Origin of the sequence: Sphingomonas sp. HMP9, assembly GCF_013374115.1 — a bacterium.
Classification (GTDB): Bacteria; Pseudomonadota; Alphaproteobacteria; order Sphingomonadales; family Sphingomonadaceae; genus Sphingomonas.
On the sequence record NZ_AP022673.1, the window covers coordinates 168,364 to 187,598 of the forward strand.

18 protein-coding genes are annotated in these 19,235 nt (G+C 65.4%); 10 read left to right on the forward strand and 8 right to left on the reverse strand.

What is annotated here, in order from left to right; translation table 11 throughout:
- The first annotated feature begins 76 nt into the window (after positions 1-76).
- From HMP09_RS00785 to mltG, 3 genes are all read left to right on the forward strand, one after another.
- Positions 77-313, forward strand: a complete 237-nt coding sequence (locus tag HMP09_RS00785) for an acyl carrier protein (RefSeq protein WP_031393971.1) — start codon at positions 77-79, stop codon at positions 311-313.
- A gap of 121 nt (positions 314-434) precedes the next feature.
- Positions 435-1,697: a beta-ketoacyl-ACP synthase II gene (gene fabF / locus HMP09_RS00790; protein ID WP_176498770.1), complete on the forward strand. Its 1,263-nt coding sequence runs from the start codon at positions 435-437 to the stop codon at positions 1,695-1,697.
- Positions 1,698-1,769: 72 nt separating this feature from the next.
- Complete coding sequence (gene mltG / locus HMP09_RS00795; RefSeq protein WP_176498771.1) at positions 1,770-2,738, forward strand: endolytic transglycosylase MltG; 969 nt, start codon at positions 1,770-1,772, stop codon at positions 2,736-2,738.
- Between the two features lie 191 nt (positions 2,739-2,929).
- On the opposite strand, the gene eda is transcribed toward mltG, so the two are convergent.
- The 8 genes from eda to HMP09_RS00835 all read right to left on the reverse strand — a co-directional run bounded on the left by eda (position 2,930) and on the right by HMP09_RS00835 (position 10,458).
- Entirely contained in the window at positions 2,930-3,538 is a 609-nt protein-coding gene (eda, locus tag HMP09_RS00800; RefSeq protein ID WP_176498772.1) for a bifunctional 4-hydroxy-2-oxoglutarate aldolase/2-dehydro-3-deoxy-phosphogluconate aldolase, read from the reverse strand.
- Positions 3,535-4,503, reverse strand: a complete 969-nt coding sequence (gene glk, locus HMP09_RS00805; RefSeq protein ID WP_176498773.1) for a glucokinase — start codon at positions 4,501-4,503, stop codon at positions 3,535-3,537. The genes eda and glk overlap by 4 nt, the downstream gene beginning before the upstream one ends.
- Before the next feature lie 155 nt (positions 4,504-4,658).
- Positions 4,659-6,473 carry a phosphogluconate dehydratase gene (gene edd, locus HMP09_RS00810; RefSeq protein ID WP_176498774.1) on the reverse strand — a complete coding sequence of 605 codons (1,815 nt, stop codon included), beginning with the start codon at positions 6,471-6,473 and terminating at the stop codon, positions 4,659-4,661.
- A 2-nt stretch (positions 6,474-6,475) separates the two neighbouring features.
- Positions 6,476-7,180, reverse strand: coding sequence for a 6-phosphogluconolactonase (pgl, locus tag HMP09_RS00815; protein WP_176498775.1), 705 nt, complete (start codon positions 7,178-7,180; stop codon positions 6,476-6,478).
- Positions 7,181-7,359: 179 nt separating this feature from the next.
- On the reverse strand, positions 7,360-8,823 hold the full coding sequence (zwf, locus tag HMP09_RS00820) for a glucose-6-phosphate dehydrogenase (protein ID WP_176498776.1): 1,464 nt from the start codon (positions 8,821-8,823) through the stop codon (positions 7,360-7,362).
- Positions 8,824-8,859: 36 nt separating this feature from the next.
- On the reverse strand, positions 8,860-9,783 hold the full coding sequence (gene argC, locus HMP09_RS00825; RefSeq protein ID WP_176498777.1) for an N-acetyl-gamma-glutamyl-phosphate reductase: 924 nt from the start codon (positions 9,781-9,783) through the stop codon (positions 8,860-8,862).
- The gene (locus HMP09_RS00830) at positions 9,780-10,202 is read right to left on the reverse strand and encodes an SH3 domain-containing protein (protein ID WP_232090494.1); all 423 of its coding nucleotides are present in this window, start codon (positions 10,200-10,202) and stop codon (positions 9,780-9,782) included. Before HMP09_RS00830 ends, argC begins: the two co-directional genes overlap by 4 nt.
- Entirely contained in the window at positions 10,126-10,458 is a 333-nt protein-coding gene (locus HMP09_RS00835; RefSeq protein ID WP_176501494.1) for a MarR family transcriptional regulator, read from the reverse strand. Before HMP09_RS00835 ends, HMP09_RS00830 begins: the two co-directional genes overlap by 77 nt.
- Before the next feature lie 234 nt (positions 10,459-10,692).
- Here HMP09_RS00835 and secG point away from each other — a divergent pair, with 234 nt between their 5' ends.
- The 7 genes from secG to HMP09_RS00870 all read left to right on the forward strand — a co-directional run bounded on the left by secG (position 10,693) and on the right by HMP09_RS00870 (position 19,081).
- Complete coding sequence (gene secG, locus HMP09_RS00840) at positions 10,693-11,091, forward strand: preprotein translocase subunit SecG (RefSeq protein ID WP_176498778.1); 399 nt, start codon at positions 10,693-10,695, stop codon at positions 11,089-11,091.
- Between the two features lie 84 nt (positions 11,092-11,175).
- Positions 11,176-12,810, forward strand: coding sequence for a CTP synthase (locus tag HMP09_RS00845; RefSeq protein ID WP_176498779.1), 1,635 nt, complete (start codon positions 11,176-11,178; stop codon positions 12,808-12,810).
- Positions 12,811-12,935: 125 nt separating this feature from the next.
- Positions 12,936-15,392 (forward strand): TonB-dependent receptor, encoded by a 2,457-nt coding sequence (locus HMP09_RS00850; protein WP_176498780.1) that lies wholly within the window; start codon positions 12,936-12,938, stop codon positions 15,390-15,392.
- Between the two features lie 198 nt (positions 15,393-15,590).
- Entirely contained in the window at positions 15,591-16,025 is a 435-nt protein-coding gene (locus HMP09_RS00855; RefSeq protein WP_232090496.1) for a hypothetical protein, read from the forward strand.
- A 63-nt stretch (positions 16,026-16,088) separates the two neighbouring features.
- Entirely contained in the window at positions 16,089-16,949 is an 861-nt protein-coding gene (panB, locus tag HMP09_RS00860) for a 3-methyl-2-oxobutanoate hydroxymethyltransferase (protein ID WP_176498781.1), read from the forward strand.
- Between the two features lie 72 nt (positions 16,950-17,021).
- Positions 17,022-17,762: a tetratricopeptide repeat protein gene (locus HMP09_RS00865; protein ID WP_176498782.1), complete on the forward strand. Its 741-nt coding sequence runs from the start codon at positions 17,022-17,024 to the stop codon at positions 17,760-17,762.
- Positions 17,759-19,081, forward strand: coding sequence for an outer membrane protein assembly factor BamB family protein (locus HMP09_RS00870; RefSeq protein WP_176498783.1), 1,323 nt, complete (start codon positions 17,759-17,761; stop codon positions 19,079-19,081). Before HMP09_RS00865 ends, HMP09_RS00870 begins: the two co-directional genes overlap by 4 nt.
- Positions 19,082-19,235: the final 154 nt, after the last annotated feature.

The window sequence follows — 19,235 nt, forward strand, 5'->3', positions numbered from 1 at the left end:
CTTGCGCGCTGAACTGCCGCGTTCTAGGTGCGTTCAGGAAATACCGAAAACCCCCAGATTTGAAGAGGGAACTACCATGAGCGAGACCGCTGACCGCGTGAAGAAGATCGTCGTCGAGCATCTCGGCGTCGAAGCCGACAAGGTGACCGAGGACGCGAGCTTCATCGACGACCTAGGCGCAGACAGCCTTGACATCGTCGAACTCGTCATGGCGTTCGAGGAAGAGTTCGGCGTCGAGATCCCCGATGATGCCGCCGAGAAGATCGCAACCGTCAAGGATGCGATCACGTATATCGACGAGCACAAGGCCTGATCAGGGTTTAGGGTCCATCATCTTGGACCTGCCCCGATGGGTATGATTTGAGCGGCTCCCCGTCCTTGGGCAAAGAGGGCGGGGAGCCGTTTCGTTTTGAGAGCAGACGGAGTTTGAAGCCATGCGGCGTGTCGTCGTAACCGGGCTAGGCCTGGTCACCCCCCTGGGGGCGGATGTTGAAACGGCCTGGGCGAACATTCTCGCCGGCAAGTCGGGCGCTGGACCGATCACGCGCTTCGACGCGTCGGATCAGGTGTGCCGCATCGCCTGCGAGGTGAAACCGGCCGACCATGAATATGGCTTCGATCCTGGCAAGCGCGTCGATCACAAGGTCCAGCGTCAGGTCGATCCGTTCATCATCTACGGCATCGATGCCGCCGGCCAGGCTTTGGAAGACGCCGGGCTGACCGAGATGACGCTCGAAGAGAGCTGGCGTGCCGGCGTATCGATCGGGTCGGGGATAGGCGGCCTGCCGGGCATCGAGAGCGAATCGATCGTTCTGCACACCAAGGGCCCGCGCCGGGTCTCGCCGCACTTCGTCCACGGCCGGCTGATCAACCTGATTTCTGGTCAGGTTTCGATCAAATACGGCCTGCGCGGCCCGAATCATGCGGTCGTCACCGCGTGCTCGACGGGTGCGCACGCGATCGGCGACGCCGCGCGGATGATCGCGATGGACGATGCCGACGTGATGCTCGCTGGCGGTGCGGAGGGCACCGTCTGCCCGCTCGGCATTGCCGGGTTCGCACAGGCCCGCGCGCTGTCGACCAATTTCAACGATTCGCCCGAAAAGGCCTCGCGTCCCTACGACAAGGACCGCGACGGCTTCGTGATGGGCGAGGGCGCGGGCGTGCTCGTGCTCGAGGAATATGAGCATGCCAAGGCGCGCGGCGCGAAGATCTATGCCGAGGTGATCGGCTACGGCCTGTCGGGCGACGCCTACCATGTGACCGCACCGCATCCGGAAGGCGACGGCGCGTTCCGCTCGATGCAGATGGCGATAAAGAAGTCGGGGCTCAAGCTCGAGGACATCGATTACATCAACGCGCACGGCACCTCGACGCCGCTCGGCGACGAGCTCGAACTCGGCGCGGTGCGGCGGCTGTTCGGCGATGCGATCTCGGGTCTGTCGATGTCGTCGACCAAGTCGGCGATCGGGCATCTGCTCGGCGGTGCCGGCGCGGTCGAGAGCATCTTCTGCATCCTCGCGCTGCGCGATCAGATCGTCCCGCCGACGCTGAACCTCGACAATCCGAGCGACAGCTGCGTGGGCGTCGACCTCGTGCCGCACGTCGCCAAGAAGCGGGAAGTCCGCGCGGTGCTGAACAACTCGTTCGGCTTCGGCGGGACGAATGCCTCGCTGGTGATGACGAAGGTTCAGTAAAAGGGTTTGTTCCCCCGCGAAGGCGGGGGCCCAGACTGGGCTCCCGCCTTCGCGGGAGAACAAGAGGTAGTAATGCGCAAGGTCGGCTGTTTCGGACTCGTCTTAGGCCTGGCGGCCGTCGTCGCGCTGTTCCTCGTCGTGCAAGGCTGGGGCGGTGCCGGCCCAGCCCCCCGAACGCTGACCGTGCAGATCGGCGAGGGCAGCACGCTCGCCGGTGCGGCCACCGAACTCGAAAAGGCCGGCGCGATACCCTCTGCCCGACGGTTCCGCTTGTACGCGCGCGTGTTCGGCTCCGGCGATCCGATCAAGGCCGGCGAATACCGCATCGCGCCGCACACCAGCCAGTCCGACATCCTCAAGCTGATGCAGGGCGGCAAGGTCATCCAGCGGCTGGTGGCGGTGCCCGAGGGCTATCCCTCGGTCCTCGTCCACGACGCGTTGGTGAAGGCGGACGGCCTCATTGGCGCCGTGCCAGTCCCCGCGGAAGGTTCGATCCTCCCCGACAGCTATGCGTTCCAGGCGGGCGACACGCGGGCGTCGGTCGTCACGCGCATGCAGTCGGCGATGAAGACCTATCTCGCCAAGGCATGGGCGGCGCGCAAGCCGGGAATTGCCGTGACAACGCCCGAACAGGCAATCATCCTCGCCTCGATCGTCGAGAAGGAAACTGGCAAGCCGTCCGAGCGCCGCACCGTCGCCGCGGTCTATGGCAACCGCCTGCGCAACGGCATGCCACTCCAGGCCGATCCGACGGTGATCTATCCGATCACCAAGGGGCGTCCGATCGGCCGCCGCATCCTGCGGTCGGAACTGCACGCCAAGAACGGCTATAACACCTATGCGAGCGCCGGGCTGCCGGTCGGGCCGATCGCCAACCCCGGCCGCGCGTCGATCGATGCAGTGCTCGACCCGGGGCAGACCCAGGCGCTGTATTTCGTCGCTGATGGCACCGGTGGCCATGTGTTCGCGGACACGCTGGCCGAGCACAACGCCAATGTGAAGAAATGGTACGCCATCCGCAAAGCTCGCGGCGAGATGTAGCTATCCGTCTTGGTGCTACCGAGCGACGGGCATCGTTACGCTCATCGGCTGCACTGGTATGAGGGAGGCCACGAGCATCGCGCTCGCAAGAATACCGGCAGCGGCCCACCAGAACTGCCGCCGCCGTAAATCGGCCAACGCCCTCGCCGCGCAATAGAGCGCGACGAGAGCTGTGAGACCGAACAGCATCATTATCCGCGCAATGCGTTTGCGGCGCGGGCCTTGATCTCGATTTCGGCCATCGTGCCGCCGGTCACCCAGCTGCCGCCGACGCAGAGCACAGGCTTGAACGCCAGCCACTCGGGCGCGCTCGCCTCGGTGATACCGCCGGTCGGGCAGAAGCTGCACTGGTAGAACGGCGCCGCGAGCGCCTTCAGCGCCTTCAGCCCGCCATTGGCCTCGGCCGGGAAGAACTTGAAGTGCGTGAGGCCCAGGTCGAGCCCGGTAATGATGTCGGCCGCGTTGGCGATGCCCGGCAGGAACGGGATGCCGCTCTCGATGATCGGCGTGGCGAGGCGTTCGGTGAGGCCCGGCGAGACGATGAACTCGGCGCCCGCATCGCGGACCTGCACGAACTGCTGCGTGTTCACGACGGTGCCGGCGCCGACGATCGCGCCCGGTACCTTTTTCATCTCGGCGATCGCCTCGAGCGCGGCACCGGTGCGCAGCGTCACTTCGAGCACGCGCAGGCCACCGGCGACGAGCGCCTCGGCGAGCGGACGGGCGAGCGCCGCGTCCTCGATCACCAGCACCGGGATGACGGCGCTGGTCTGCATGATGTCTGCGATAGTCACGGTCATTGCGTGTGTTCCTGTGCGAAGGCGGCCGCGGCGCCGAACAGGCCGGGCTGGGGATGAGTGATGAGCTTGACGGGCATCGCCGCCATCATCGTCTGGAAGCGACCCTTGGCGACGAAACGCTGGTCGAAGCCCGAGCGAATCAGGCGATCCTTGATCCGGAAGCCGAGGCCCCCGGCGATCACGACCGCCTTCGCGCCCTGCGCCAGTGCGAGATCGCCCGCGACCGCGCCGAGCGCGAGGCTGAAGCGGTCGAGTGCTGCCAGCGCGATCGAATCGGTGCCGTCGATCGCCTCTGTCCAGATCGTCTTGTCGTCGCGGCTGGGGACCGCGCGGCCCTCAAGCGCGGCGAGCGTCTCGTAGATCGCGACGATGCCTGGGCCGGCGACGACACGCTCGGCCGACACGCGGGTGAAGGTCTTGCGGAGGCGCTTGAGCAATGCGTCCTCGATGCCGTCGAGCGGCGCGAAGTCCATATGGCCGCCCTCGGTTTCAAGGACCTGATAGCCGTCCTTGCGCCGCAGCAGCTGCGCGACGCCCAGCCCGGTGCCGGGGCCGCAGATCGTCGTGATGCCCTCGGACGGGAGCGGCGTGTCGGGGCCGCAGAGATGAACGAAGTCGCTGTCGGGGACCTGCGCGACGGCATGGCCGACCGCGCCGAAATCGTTGACGACCACCCACTGGTCCGCCTTCAACCGCTCGGTGATCAGCGACTTGCGGATGATCCACGGGTTGTTCGTCAGGCGGATGACGTCGTTCGCGACCGGCGACGCGACTGCGATTGCCAGCGCGCGGGGGAGGGGGCGGCCGAGGCCTGCCTCGAACGCCTGATACGCGGTCTGCAGCGACGCGTGGTCCGCGGTCTTGAGCGTCACCGGTTCGCCGAGCGCCACGACGCGGCCATTCTCGACCTCGGCGATCGCGAAGCGGGCATGCGTTCCGCCGATATCTGCCGCTACGATTTCCATGTCATCCTCCGTCCGATCTTATCATTACCGCCACCCCCGTCATCCCAGCGAAAGCCGGGATCTCAAGCCGCACAGTCCGTCCCCGTGGAGCGAGGTCCCGGCTTTCGCCGGGATGACGGGGGTGTGGCTGACGCAATGGCGGCGTGTGTGGCGTTCTAAAGCCCAGCCCCCGCCAGCATTGCCGACGCACCCTTTTCGGCTTCGTCGGCGAGCCCGCGCAACATGCCGAACAACTCGCGGCCCATGCCGCTGACCGGCGGCGGCACCGCGACCATCTCGCGCGTTGCCCAGACGTCCGCATCGACCAGCGCCTCCAGCGTGCCGTTGACCGCATCGACGCGAATCATGTCGCCATCGCGGATCAGGCCGATCGCGCCGTCGAGCAGCGCCTCGGGCGAGCAATGGATCGCGCACGGCACCTTGCCGCTCGCGCCCGACATGCGGCCATCGGTGACGAGCGCCACCTTGAACCCGCGATTTTGCAGCACGCCTAGCGGCGGGGTCAGCTTGTGCAGCTCGGGCATCCCGTTCGCGCGCGGCCCCTGGAAGCGGACGACGACGACGACGTCCTTCTCGAGTTCGCCGCGTTTGAACGCCTCGATCACGTCGAGCTGGTCGTCGAACACCGCGGCGGGTGCCTCGACGATCCAGCGCTCGCGCTCGACCGCGGAGACCTTGATGCACGCGCGGCCGATATTGCCCGCGAGGATCCGCATCCCGCCATCGGCGGAGAAGGGCGCGGTGGCGGGGCGAAGGATCGTCTCGTCTCCGCTGTCCGGCGTGTCACGCCATTCGAGAGTGCCGTCCTCGACGACCGCGGTCTTCGCATAGGCCGACAGATCCTGCCCGCCGATCGTCATGATGTCGCCGTGAAGCAAGCCCTCGCTCAGCAGTTCGCGAATCACATAGGGCATGCCGCCCGCCGCCTCGAACGCGTTCACGTCGGCCGAGCCGTTGGGGTAGACGCGCGCGATCAGCGGCACCGCAGCGGAGAGGCGGTCGAAATCCTCCCAGTCGATGACGATCCCCGCCGCGCGCGCGATCGCAGGAACGTGGAGCAGGTGGTTGGTCGACCCGCCGGTCGCGAGCAGGCCGACCGCCGCGTTCACGATCGCCTTCTCGTCGACGCAATGACCGAGCGGGCGATAGTCCTCGCCGCGCGCACCGATCTTCGCGAGCCGGTGTACCGCGGCGCGCGTCAGTTCCTGGCGAAGCTTCGTGCCCGGATTGACGAACGCGGCGCCCGGCATGTGGAGGCCCATGACCTCCATCATCATCTGGTTGGTGTTGGCGGTGCCGTAGAAGGTGCACGTGCCCTTCGAATGATAAGCGCCGATCTCGGCCTCGAGCAGCTCCTCGCGGCCGACAAGGCCCTCGGCGAATTTCTCGCGCACCGCGGCCTTCGCCTTGTTGGGCAGACCGGTCGGCATCGGGCCGCCCGGGATCAGCACCATCGGCAGATGCCCAAAGCGCAGCGCGCCCATGAGCAGCCCCGGAACGATCTTGTCGCAGATGCCGAGCAGCGCCGCGCCCTCGAACGTGCCGTGGCTGAGTGCGATCGCAGTGCTCAGCGCGATCGTGTCGCGGCTGAACAGCGACAGCTCCATGCCCGGATACCCTTGCGTCACGCCGTCGCACATCGCCGGCACGCCGCCCGCGACCTGCGCGGTCGCCCCCGCCTCGCGCGCCCAGACCTTCATCAGCTCGGGGTAACGGTAATAGACCGCGTGCGCCGACAGCATGTCGTTATACGCCGTCACGATGCCGATGTTCATGCCGGCATCGGCCTTCATCGCATCGCGATCCTCCTCGGTCCCGGCATAGGCGTGCGCGAGATTCGCGCAGCCCAGACCCGGACGCCGGACCTGTGCCGCCGCCTCGCGCTCTATCAGCGCGAGGTACGCGGCACGGCTGTCGCGCGAGCGGTCGATGATCCGGTCGGTGACCGCGGCGACGACGGCGTTCAGCATGGTCAGGCGGCCCAGTGGACGTCGACGGGCAGCTCGACTTCGGCGAGCACGCGGCCGATCGGGTAGGACGAGGACGGACCCTGCTCGATCGCCTGTTCGAGGACCTTCTTCTTTTCGTCGCCGGTGATCATGACCATCAGCGCCCGCGACGAGGCGATCGCCGCCGCCGACAGCGTCACGCGCGCCAGCGGCGCCTCGGGCGGCAGCGGATCGGGCATGACGCCCAGCGCCCGACGCTCCTTGGGACCGCTGAGCGCCTCGTCATAATCGGGGCCGGGGAAGATCGACGCGGTGTGGCCGTCGGTGCCCATGCCGAGCAGGCAGAAGTCGAGCGGCCAGTGCAGGTCTTGCATCAGCGCATCCGCCGAACGGCCCGCCGCCTTGTAATCGGACATGGCCTCGGGGACGATCGGCTTCACGCGCGCGCCCTTGGGCAGGAAGATCTTGGCGAGCGCGGTGACGTTCGACAGCGGATCGCCGAGCTTCACGATACGCTCGTCGCCGGGGATGATCGTGACCTTCTTCCAGTCGAGCTTGGCCTGGGCGAGCTTCTCATACGCTGCCATCGGCGTCTTGCCGCCCGCCAGCGCGATCACCGCCGAGCCGCGCGCGTCGAGCGCGCTCTCGATGACGAACTGGATGTCCCCCGCGACGGCGTTGGCGAGCTCGTCCGCGTCCTCGTAATCCCACCATTCGATCTCGGTCATATGCTCAAACTCACTTAAAAAAATTGCCGTTCGTGCTAAAAATTGCCGTTCCCGCCGAGTAAGGATCGAGCGAAATCGAGAGTCTGTGTCGAGGTACAATGCCACAAACGGGCCGATCCCTCGATACGCCTTCTCGACTTCGCTCGAAGGCTACTCGGGACGAACGGAAGACAACAGTGTCAGTCGTCCTGCCAAGTCACCCCGTCGCGCTCGGTAAGCGCAATCGCAGCGGAGGGACCCCAGCTGCCCGATGCATAGCTTTTGGGCTTCATCGCGTTCGCCTTCCAGCCCTTGCGGATCGCATCGATCCACGTCCACTGCGCTTCGACCTCGTCGCGGCGCACGAACAGGGTCTGGTCGCCCTCGATCAGATCGAGCAGCAGCCGCTCATAAGCGATGCGGCGCCGCGAGCCGGCGAATTCTGCGTCCATGCTCAGGTTCAACGGCACCTCGCGCAGGCGGACCCCCTCACGATCGAGCCCCGGCTCCTTTGCCATCACCAGCAGCTGGATATATTCCTCCGGCTGCAGGCGGATGATCAGCATGTTGGGCTGTAACAGCCCACCACGGCCAGCGAACATCGAATGCGGCACCGCCTTGAACTGGATCGCGATCTCGCTGCGCCGCGTCGTCATGCGCTTGCCGGTGCGCAGATAGAACGGCACGCCCTGCCAGCGCCAATTGTCGACATGCGCCTTGATCGCGACGAACGTCTCGGTGTTCGACGGCTTGCCGAGTTCGTCGGAGTAGCTCTTGACGATCTTCCCCTTCACGGCGCCGTCGGCATATTGGCCGGTGACTGTGACGTGCGGCGCTTCCTCGGGCTTGATCATCCGCAACGAGCGGAAAACCTTCGACTTTTCGTCGCGGACATCGGTGCCCTCGAACCGCGCAGGCGGCTCCATCGCAATGAGCGCGAGCAGCTGGAGCATGTGATTGGCGACCATGTCGCGCAACGCGCCCGCCGTCTCGTAATAGCCGGCGCGTTCCTCGAGCCCGACCGTTTCGGAGATCGTGATCTGGACGTTGTCGATCCCCTGCGCATTCCAGACGGGCTCGAAGAACGAGTTGCCGAACCGCAGCGCGAGGATGTTCTGGACGGTCTCCTTGCCGAGATAATGATCGATCCGGTAGGTCCGGTCCTCTGGGAAGGCCTTTGCGACCGCGTCGTTGATCTCGCGGCTGGTCTCGAGGTCATAGCCGAGCGGTTTTTCGAGGCCGACGCGGACGGTTTCGCCCGCGAGGCCGACCTTGTGCAGCCCTTCGATCGCCGATTCGAACAGCGACGGCGCGGTCGAGAGATAGATGGCCAGACCACCCGAGATATCGCCGATCTTGTCCGCGAGCGGCTGGAAACTGGCCGGATCGGACAGGTCGGTCGGCTGATAATGGATCCGGTCGAGGAACGATCCGATCGCGGCCTCGTCCTTGCGATCGTCCGACAGGAACTCGTCGAGCGCCTTCTTGGCGAACGCCCGATACTGCGTGTCGTCATAGTCGTGGCGCGCCGCGCCGGTAATCGTCAGTTCGTGGGGCAGCAAACCGTCGGCGTGCAAGCCATAAAGCGAGGGCAGCAGCATACGCTGCGCGAGATCGCCGGTCGCGCCGAACAGGAGCAGCTTGGCTACGGGATTACGGTGCATGAAAGCTCCTGGAACTAGCCGGTTGGAACGCCGGTCTTAGAAAACGAGGCCGGCCACGGGATCGACCCCGGCCATGATGTTGAGGTTCTGGACCGCCGCGCCGCCGGCGCCCTTGCCCAGATTGTCGAGCGTCGCGACCAGCCGTGCATGACCGACGGCATCGTTGCCGCAAACGCGCAGCGTCAGGCGGTCGGTGTCGGCATTCTCCTCGATATCGATCGCGCCGATATCGCCATCCGCGACCGAGACGAGCATCGAACTGTCGAACGCAGCGCGCAACACGTCCTCGATCGCCGCCAGACTTGGGCGGCCGGGCAGCGCGTGAAGATGCAGCGGCACCTCCACGACCATGCCGCGATAGGCGTTGGCCACCGCCGGCGCGAAGATCGGCGCGTGGACGAGGCCGGCATGCTGAGTCATCTCGGCAATATGCTTGTGCGCGAGGCCCAGCGCGTAGGCGCGGAAGGCCATCGTCGTCGCGCCCGCTTCGAACTCGGCGATCATCGCCTTGCCTCCACCGGAATAGCCCGACGTCGCGTTGACGCTGAGCGGCAGGTCGGCGGGAAGGAGCTTGGCCGCAACGAGCGGCGCGACGAGCGCAAGGAAGCCGGTCGGATAGCAGCCCGGGTTGGCGACGCGCATCGCGGTCGCGATCGTCTCGGCTTGGCCCGGCAGTTCAGGGAAGCCATAGGTCCAGCCTGCTGAGACACGGTGTGCGCTGGACGCGTCGATAACGCGGGTGCGGGGATTGTCGATCAGCGCGACCGCCTCGCGTGCGGCGTCGTCGGGCAGGCAAAGGATGACGAAGTCGGCATCGTTCAGCGCCTCGCGCCGGGCAGCGGGGTCTTTGCGCCGATCTTCGGCGAGCAACGCGATCGAGATGTCAGCACGTCCGGCAAGCCGTTCGCGAATTTCCAGACCGGTCGTGCCGACAGCGCCGTCGATAAAGACTGTGGTCATGCTGCGTTCGGCGCGGAAAGATCGAGCGCTGCTGCTTCGACATAGCCGACAAGGCCGCTCGGGCGTGCGACGCCCCAGGCGGAAACGCCAGCAATCTCCAGCACTTCGAAACTGTCGCCAGGATTGAGATCGACCATCGTATCGCTCGCTTCGTCTCTTCCACTACGCAACAAAGCTGTGCGCGCGACGGCCCGTATCATCGGCACGGCATAGTGTGGAGCGAATACGTATTCGGCCAGGCGAATATCGGCGATGTCGCGGCGAACCGCGTGCGTGCGCGGGTCGAGGTCTACCGAACGCCCCGTCAGCGAAAAGCTCGTGCGGGCCTGGTCGTCGAACGGCTCAAGCGCGAGCGGCGGCGTGGCCGTTTGCGCCAGCAGGGGCGGGGCCGTCGCCGATGAATTGCCCGAACTCTTCAAGAAAATCTGCCCCTTCGGTCGTGCGCGCGACGAAGATGTTGCGCTTGTCGCTGTCATCGCGTTGCCGGCGCAGATAGCCGAGGGCACCCAACCTGTTCAAGGCGCGCGTAACGACCGGCTTCGATACGTTCAGCGCACGGGCAAGGCCGCGCACCGTATGGGGACCCGGTTTCAAATAGACCAGAAGAAGAAGCGCCATCTGACGATTGGTCAGATCCGGTTCACCCGAGCGGACGTAATCCACCAGAGCGGTCATCCAGGTCGATAAGGTATTGGCTGCCATTGATGCCACAGCGTTGATCCGCCATCTGAATTTATATGCACGATACCCAGTCATGAGCGTCATTACGGGTTCACAACGCTGCCCGGACGTCATGTTTCCGTAGTTTTGCGTGCGTCGTGCGATATGCCGTGCCACCGTTCCGGTTGATCGAAGCCGCGGTGTCGCCTATGTGCGCGCCTTCGCAAAAGTTCCGGGGTTTTCCGCGCAATGTTCGCCTTTCTGCTCGTCATCCACGCGATCATCGCGGCCGCCCTCGTCACGGTGATCCTCATGCAGCGGTCGGAAGGCGGCGGTCTGGGCATGGGCGGCAGTCCGTCGGGCCTCATGTCGGCCCGCGGCGCGGCCGATTTCCTGACCCGCGCGACCGGCGTCCTCGCGACGATGTTCGTGCTGTTTTCGATTCTGCTCGCGGTTCTCGCAGCGAATCACCGCACCACGACGATCGACACCTCGCTCGCGCGCACACCGGCGGCGGCAGCGACGACGGTTCCGACCGCACAGCCCAAGGGTGACGCGGCGCCGTTCGCCGGCGGTGCGGAGAACGCTGGCGTTCCTGCCGGTACTACGGCTCCGGCCGACAACGGCGCGGTCCCGCTAGCCAACTAAACACTCCATTCGCCGATTAATGCGCCCCGCGTGATCCGCGGGCGCTTGTCGTTCGTCCCCAACACACGCTACGAGACTCTTCCCATGGCTCGGTACATTTTCATCACCGGGGGCGTGGTTTCGTCGCTCGGTAAAGGTCTCATGGCGGCATCGCTTGCCGCTCTCCTCCAGGCACGCGGATACACCGTCAGGATTCGGAAGTTCGATCCGTATCTGAACGTCGATCCGGGCACGATGTCGCCGTATCAGCACGGCGAGGTGTACGTCACCGACGACGGCGCCGAGACCGATCTGGACCTAGGTCATTACGAGCGCTTCACCGGCGTTCCCTCGCGCCAGTCGGACAACGTCACGTCGGGCCGCATCTATCAGCAGATCATCACGCGCGAACGCCGCGGCGATTATCTCGGCGCGACCGTGCAGGTCATCCCGCACGTCACCGACGCAATCAAGGCGTTCGCGCGCGCCGAGACCGACGGCATCGACTTCGTGCTCTGCGAAATCGGTGGCACCGTCGGCGATATCGAATCACTGCCGTTCATCGAGGCGATTCGCCAGCTGAAGAACGAGGAAGGTCGCGGCAAGGCGATCAGCATCCACGTGACCCTGGTGCCGTACATTGCGGCCGCGGGCGAACTGAAGACCAAGCCGACTCAGCATTCGGTCCGCGAACTCGCGGCGCTGGGCGTCCAGCCGGACGTTCTCGTCTGCCGCTGCGAACATCCGTTGCCGCCGTCGGAACGCGCCAAGATCGCGCTGTTCTGTAACGTGCCCGCTAGCGCGGTTATCCCCGCGCTCGACGCGAAGAGCATCTACGCGGTTCCGCTCCAGTATCACGGTGAAGGACTCGACATCGAAGTCCTGCGCGCGTTCGGGATCGAACCCGCCGATGCACCAGACCTGTCGCGCTGGACTGAGATCATGGACCGACTGACCAACCCGCAGGGCGAAGTCACGATCGGGGTGGTCGGCAAATATGTCGGGCTCCAGGACGCGTACAAGTCGCTCAACGAAGCGCTGGTCCACGGCGGCATCGCGAATCGCGTGAAGGTCAACGTTCGCTGGATCGACGCCGAATTGTTCGAGAACGCCGAGAGCGACATTGCCGGCCAACTTGAGCCGTGCGACGCAATCCTCGTCCCCGGCGCGTTCGGCGAGCGTGGCGCAGAGGGCAAGATCGCTTCGGTCAAGTTCGCACGCGAGCGGAAGATTCCGTATTTCGGCATCTGTTTCGGGATGCAGATGGCCTGTGTCGAGGGCGCGCGCGATCTTGCGGGCATCCCCAATGCGTCGTCGACCGAGTTCGGCCCAACCGACGAGCCGGTGGTCGGAATGATCACCGAATGGATGGGCCGCGAAGGTCTCGAAACGCGCGCGGCCGAGGGCGACATGGGCGGCACGATGCGGCTTGGCGCATATGACGCCAAGCTCGACGGCAACAGCGTGGTAGCGTCGATCTACGGCGGCACCGACATCTCGGAGCGTCATCGTCACCGCTACGAGGTCAACACCGGCTACAAGGAAGCGTTGGAGCAAGGCGGCCTCGTCTTCTCGGGAATGTCCCCGGACGGCACGCTCCCCGAGATCGTCGAACGTCCCGATCACCCCTGGTTCGTCGGCGTGCAGTTCCACCCCGAACTGAAGTCCAAGCCGTTCGATCCGCACCCGCTCTTCGCCAGCTTCATCGAAGCCGCCGTGAAGCAAAGCCGATTGGTCTGAACAACGCTCCCTCGCCTCGCGGGGGAGGGAAACAAAGGCGGCCTTTTCGCCGCCCAAGACATGCTCACATTGAACATCCCCTGGATTGCTAGACTTTGCACGGCAAGGTTCAGGGAATAACATTCATGTCGCTTACGCTTGCGCTGCTGCTTGCCGGTCGGGCCGCTACCGTATCAACGCCGCCCGCCGCTGCGCAGACGCCTCCAAGCGCGCCGGCGGATACGCAAGCCAGCGGCCGTCTCGGCAACCAGCAACAGGGCGGGGGCGATATCGTCGTCACCGCGCGTCGGCGCGCCGAGACGATCCAGACCGTGCCGATCGCGATGTCCGTCATCGGCGGGACCGCCCTCGCCGAAACCGGCGCGTACAATGTGAGCCGGCTGACGCAGCTCCAGCCGACACTGCAATTCTACTCGACCAATCCGCGCAACTCCGCGGCCAACATCCGCGGCCTCGGCGCACCGTTCGGCCTGACCAATGACGGGATCGAGCAGGGCGTCGGCATCTATGTCGACCAGGTCTATTACAGCCGGATCGCCTCGGCGACGTTCGACTTCACCGATACCGAGCGGATCGAAGTGCTGCGCGGGCCCCAGGGCACGCTGTACGGCAAGAACACCACCGCCGGCGCGATCAACATCACGACGCGCAAGCCAAGCTTCACGCTCGAGGCGCGGATCGAGCTTACCACCGGCAACTATCAGTTCATCCAGGCAAAGGCGTCGGTGTCGGGACCGCTCATTCCCGACAAGCTCGCGATCCGGCTGTCGGCGGCAGTGACCGAGCGCGATGGCACGATTCACAACGTCATCACCGGCAAGGACCTGAATGCGCAGGACAATAAAAGCGTGCGTGGACAGCTTTACTGGAAGCCGACCGACACGCTCGATCTGGCCTTGTCGGGCGATTACGGCCAGCAGAACCCGAATTGTTGCGTGCAGTATTACGCACGGACCGGCGCTACGCAGCGGCCGCTTACCCGGCAATACGCCGCGCTCGCCGCCGCGCAGGGCTATGTCGTGCCGTCGACCAACGCGTTCGACCGGGTGACCGACGTCGACACGCCGTTGCGTGCAAAGCAGGAACTGGGTGGGGTATCGCTGCTCGGCAATCTGGATCTCGGCGCGGCGACGATCACGTCGGTCAGCGCGTGGCGGTTCTGGCATTGGGACCCATCCAACGACCGTGACTTCATCGGGCTGCCGATCACCACCGTCTCCGCCAATCCGTCGCAGCAGACGCAGTATAGCCAGGAACTGCGGATCGCGTCGAACGGCAAGCACACGCTCGATTACGTGCTCGGTGCGTTCTATTTCTACCAGACGATCGATACGCAAGGGCTTCAGGTGCAGGGGCCAGCCGCGAGCGCGTTCCTGCTCAGCCCGACCAGCGCCGGTGGCAAGGATCCGGCGACGCTGAACGGCCTCACGGCGCGCAACACGATCGGCTTCACCAACACCAGCGCCGCGCTGTTCGGCAAGCTGACCTGGAACGTCAGCGACCGGTTTCAGATCGCGCCGGGCCTGCGTCTCAACTACGACAAGAAGAAGGGCGACTATGTCTCGGTCGTGACGACCGGGGCAGGCGAACTCGTTACGAGTAACGCGAGGTTCAACGATCAGCGCGGGGTGCTCGCGCCGCAGAGCTACCAGCCGGATTTCGACAACTGGAACCTGTCGGGCGATATCACGGCGGCCTACACCGTGACGTCCGACATTCACGCCTATGCAACCTACGCGCGCAGCTACAAATCGGGCGGGATCAACCTGTCGGGCCTGCCGCTCGACGGCAGCAACAATCCGATCCTCTCGGCCGCGACGGTGAAGCCCGAGAAGGTGAACCATTTCGAGCTTGGCCTGAAGACACAGTTCCTGGATCGCCGGCTGACGCTCAATCTCGCCGGGTTCTGGACCGAGATCAGCGATTACCAAGCGACCGTCACCAATGGCCAGCTCGGCGTGTTGCGCGGCTATCTCGCCAATGCCGGCAAGGTCCGGACCCGCGGCCTTGAATTCGACTCGGCGTTCCGTCCCACCGACCGGTTCAGCGTCTACGCGAACGGCGCCTATACGGACGCGAAATACGTCAAGTTCGTCGATGCGCCGTGCCCGCCCGAACTGTCCGGTGGCACCACCGCCGATGCGACTCACCCCGCGAGCCAAGCCGGTCAGGCGGGAACGTCGACGGCACCGTCCTACAGCCCGCAGAATTGCGACATTTCCGGCCAGCGCCTGCCCGGCGTGTCGAAATGGGCCTTCTCCTACGGCGCGGAATACGACCTGCCGGCAACGCTCGGCGGGATCGATGGCCAGGTGTATCTCGGCTATGACGGCAGCTACCGCTCGACCTTCTCGTCCAACCCGTCGCGCTCGCTCTACACCGATATCAAGGGCTATGCGCTCAGCAACTTCCGCCTGGGATTCAAAGCGAAGGACAGCTGGAACGTATTCGGCTGGTTGCGCAACGCGTTCGACCACAACTATTACGAAGTGCTCGCGCTCCAGTCGGGCAGCACGGGCCTCGTTGTCGGACAGCCCGGTGATCCGCGCACGTATGGCCTGACCGTATCGCGATCGTTCTGATCCTCAGGCGTTATCGTCACGACACGTTCAGGTTGCGCGAAATAGAACGTGAATACGGCCCGGAGGGACGTCGCAGTCGGAAGCTCCCGATGTCCCTCCGGTTCCGGATCCACGACATCTTGCCGCTGTCCGGTGGTCTCTTGCGCAGAGCCTCTGCGGAGCGCAGTCTGTTGCTAAGGAAAATGCAGGGGCAGCGACATGTTCTTCGTACGACAGGGGCCCTTGTGGTTTCGCATGACCACGGGCGTGCTCGTTCTCTGGGGGCTCGTCGGATGTTTCATGTGCCTGCAACAGCTGAGACTCGGCGCCGACGCGATGGGGCAGGCGAGTGCCTATGACCGCGCGCTCTATGCCAGTTTGCCCAACTGGTATGGTCCGCTGTTCGCCGTCGCCGTGCTGACCGGCTTCGTCGGCGCGATCCTCTTGTTCATGCGCCGCGCCTACGCCCGCCGGTTCCTGATCGCGTCGCTGGCGGCGACGATCGCGCAGTTCGGCTGGCTGTTCGCCTCGACCGACATTGTCGCGCACAAGGGCGCGAGCGAGACGCTCGGTCTACCCGTCGTCATTATCGCGATCGCCGCGTTCACGCTCTGGCTGGTTGGCCATGCCCGGCAAAAGGGATGGGCGGTTTGATCGCCCCTGGACCGTTGATCCGAAGGCTGGGCGAGCACCGACGCACACGCTACTAGCGTTCCCATGTCAACGACCTACACCCTCGACACCGCGACGAGTCGCGCGAACCCGACGCCGGCGCCGCTCAAGCGCCTGACGATCCCTGCGATCCATCGTCAAAAGGGCAAGACGCCGCTCGTCATGCTGACCGCCTACACCGTGCGGACCGCGCAGCTGCTCGACCCGCATTGCGATATGCTGCTGGTCGGCGATAGCCTGGGGCAGGTGATCTACGGCCTGCCTTCGACCGTGCCCGTCACGCTGGAGATGATGGCGGCGCACGGCGCAGCGGTGGTACGCGGCAGCTATCATGCCGTGGTCGTGATCGACATGCCGTTCGGCAGCTACGAAGCGTCGCCTGAAAAGGCGTTCGAGAGTGCGGCGTGGCTCCTCAAGCAGACCGGCGCGGCAGCGGTGAAGCTCGAGGGGGGCACCGCTATGGCGCCGACCGTCAAGTTCCTGACCGAGCGCGGCATTCCGGTGGTGGGCCATGTCGGCCTCACGCCGCAGGCCGTCAACGTCCTCGGCGGCTACGGCGCACGCGGTCGGACACCCGAGGAGGCGGCGAAGATCGTTGCCGACGCGCAGAGCATCGCCGAGGCCGGTGCCTTCTCGCTCGTGATCGAGGGAGTGGTCGAGCCGATCGCGATCGAGATCACCAACACCATCGCTTGCCCGACGATCGGGATCGGTGCGTCGGCGCAGTGCGACGGACAAGTTCTGGTGACCGAAGACATGCTCGGGATGTTCGAGCGGACCGCCAAGTTCGTGAAGCGGTTCGCCGACATCGCCGGCACGATTTCGTCCGCGGCGCAGACCTATGCGGACGACGTCCGGTCGCGTGCGTTTCCGGGCGCCGAGCAGGTCTACTCGCCCAAGGATTGATCCGCTTCCGTTTCGGTTCCGGCGCGGCTAAGGTCCGCGCCGCCCACCCCCTCACTATTTCCGGAGCATTCCTTGGCCCTCCCGCCGAAAACCGATCAAGCATTCCTGCGTGAGGTCGACGAAGAACTGCGACGCGACCAGCTCGCCGGGTTCTGGACGAACTGGGGCGTCTGGGTTGGGGTCGCCGTTGTTGCGGCGCTCGCCGCGCTCGCCGGCTTTCTCTACTGGCAGCATCACAATGGCGAGGCCGCCGGCGTCGAAGGCGAACAGCTTCAGGTCGCGTATGACTCGCTGGGCGCGAACAACGCCGCCGCCGCCGCGAAACCGCTCGCCGAACTCGCCAAGTCGAACCGCGACGGCTACCGCGCGCTCGCGCTGTTCACGCAGGCCGACGTTCTTCTCCAGAAGGACGATCTGAAGGGTGCTGCTGCCAAGCTCGGCGCGATTGCTGCGGATACGTCGCTGGCCAAGCCGTTCCGCGACCTCGCGCTCGTTCGCCAGACGTCCGCCGAGTTCGATACGCTGAAGCCGCAGGTCATCGTCGAGCGGCTCCGTCCGCTCGCGGTGCCCGGTGGTCCATGGCTCGGCAGCGCGGGCGAGATGGTCGCGATTTCCTATCTCCGGATGAACCAGCGTCAGCAGGCTGGGACGTTGTTCGGCCAGATCGCTCGCGATACCGGCGTGCCCGAGACGATCCGTCAACGCGCGGTTCAGATGGCTGGCGTACTGGGTGTGGACGCTGTCGCCAGCACTGGAGCTACTGCCCGGGTCATCACTCCGGCTGCATCAAACGAGGATACCAAGGCGCAATGATGAAGACATATCGGGTGACGGTCGCCGTCGCCGCGCTGATGGCGCTCAGCGGTTGCGGGATCTTCAAGGGCGGCTTGAAGAAGACGCCGACGGTCGGCGACCGCGTCTCGATCCTGGTCTCGGAGAACGAGGTCGAGACCGACAAGACGATCGCCGACGTTCAGGTCCTGTTGCCGGCACCCGCGGTCAACGACGCCTGGGCACAGCCTGGCGGCAATCCCGCCAAGTCGATGGGTCAGCTCGCGCTTGGCGACCAACCCAAGCGCGCATGGCAGACGTCGATAAACGGCGGCTCCAACCGCGAGCGGCTCGGCGCCGCGCCGGTGGTTGCCGACAACAAGCTGTTCGTGACCGACGTCACCGCGACGATTCACGCCTTTGCTGCCGACACCGGCGCGGCGCTGTGGAGCGCTGGTATCACCGAGGGCAAGCTCAACAAGGCCGCACGATTCGGTGGTGGGGTCAGCTATGACGACGGCAAGCTCTATGCGACCGACGGCGTCGGCGACGTCGTCGCGATGAACGCGGCAGACGGCAAGATCCTGTGGCGCGCCAAGCCCGGCGCGCCGCTACGCGGCTCGCCGACCGTCGCCAACGGCGCGGTCTATGTCTTGACGCAGGACAACCAGGTCTTCTCGCTCAACCAAGGCGATGGCAAAGTCCAGTGGGTCCAGTCGGGGACGCTCGAAACGCAGGGCGTGTTCGGCGTTGCAGCTCCGGCGGTCAGCCAGGGCACCGTCGTCGCAGGCTTCTCGAGCGGCGAACTCAGCGCCTATCGCTACGAGAATGGCCGTATCCTGTGGCAGGACGCGCTGTCGCGCACCTCGGTCACGACGTCGGTGTCGAGCCTGTCGGATATCGACGCCGCACCGGTGATCGACGGTGGCCGCGTATACGCGGTCGGGCAGGGTGGCCGCATGGTCGCGCTCGAACTGTCGACCGGGCAGCGTCTGTGGGAGCAGAACTTCGCGGGCATCTCGACACCGTGGATCGCGGGCGAATGGCTGTTCGTCGTCACGGACGATGCCAAGCTCGTCTGCTTGTCGCGGTCGAACGGCAAGGCGCGCTGGATCGCCCAGTTGCCGCGCTTCCAGAACGAGAAGAAGCGCAGCAATGCGATCACGTGGTTCGGCCCGATCCTGGCCGGCAATCGTCTCGTCCTCACCAACTCGCGCGGCGAGATCAACTTCGTCTCGCCGGTCGATGGCACGGTGAGTTCGACGATCGAGACGAAGACGCCGTTCGCGTTGCCGCCGATCGTCGCCAACTCGACGCTCTACACGCTCGACCAGAAGGGCAAGGTCACCGCCTACCGGTGACTCAAGCTCTTTCTCCCCGCCGGGGGATAAAAGGGCAGATCCTCTTCCGCCAGAGGGAGGTGGCTGGCACCTGCCAGACGGACGGGGAGGACCCGGAACGCCTGTTCCGCGTCCTCCCGCTCTGTCGCCTCCGCACCACCCCCCTGGGGGGAGG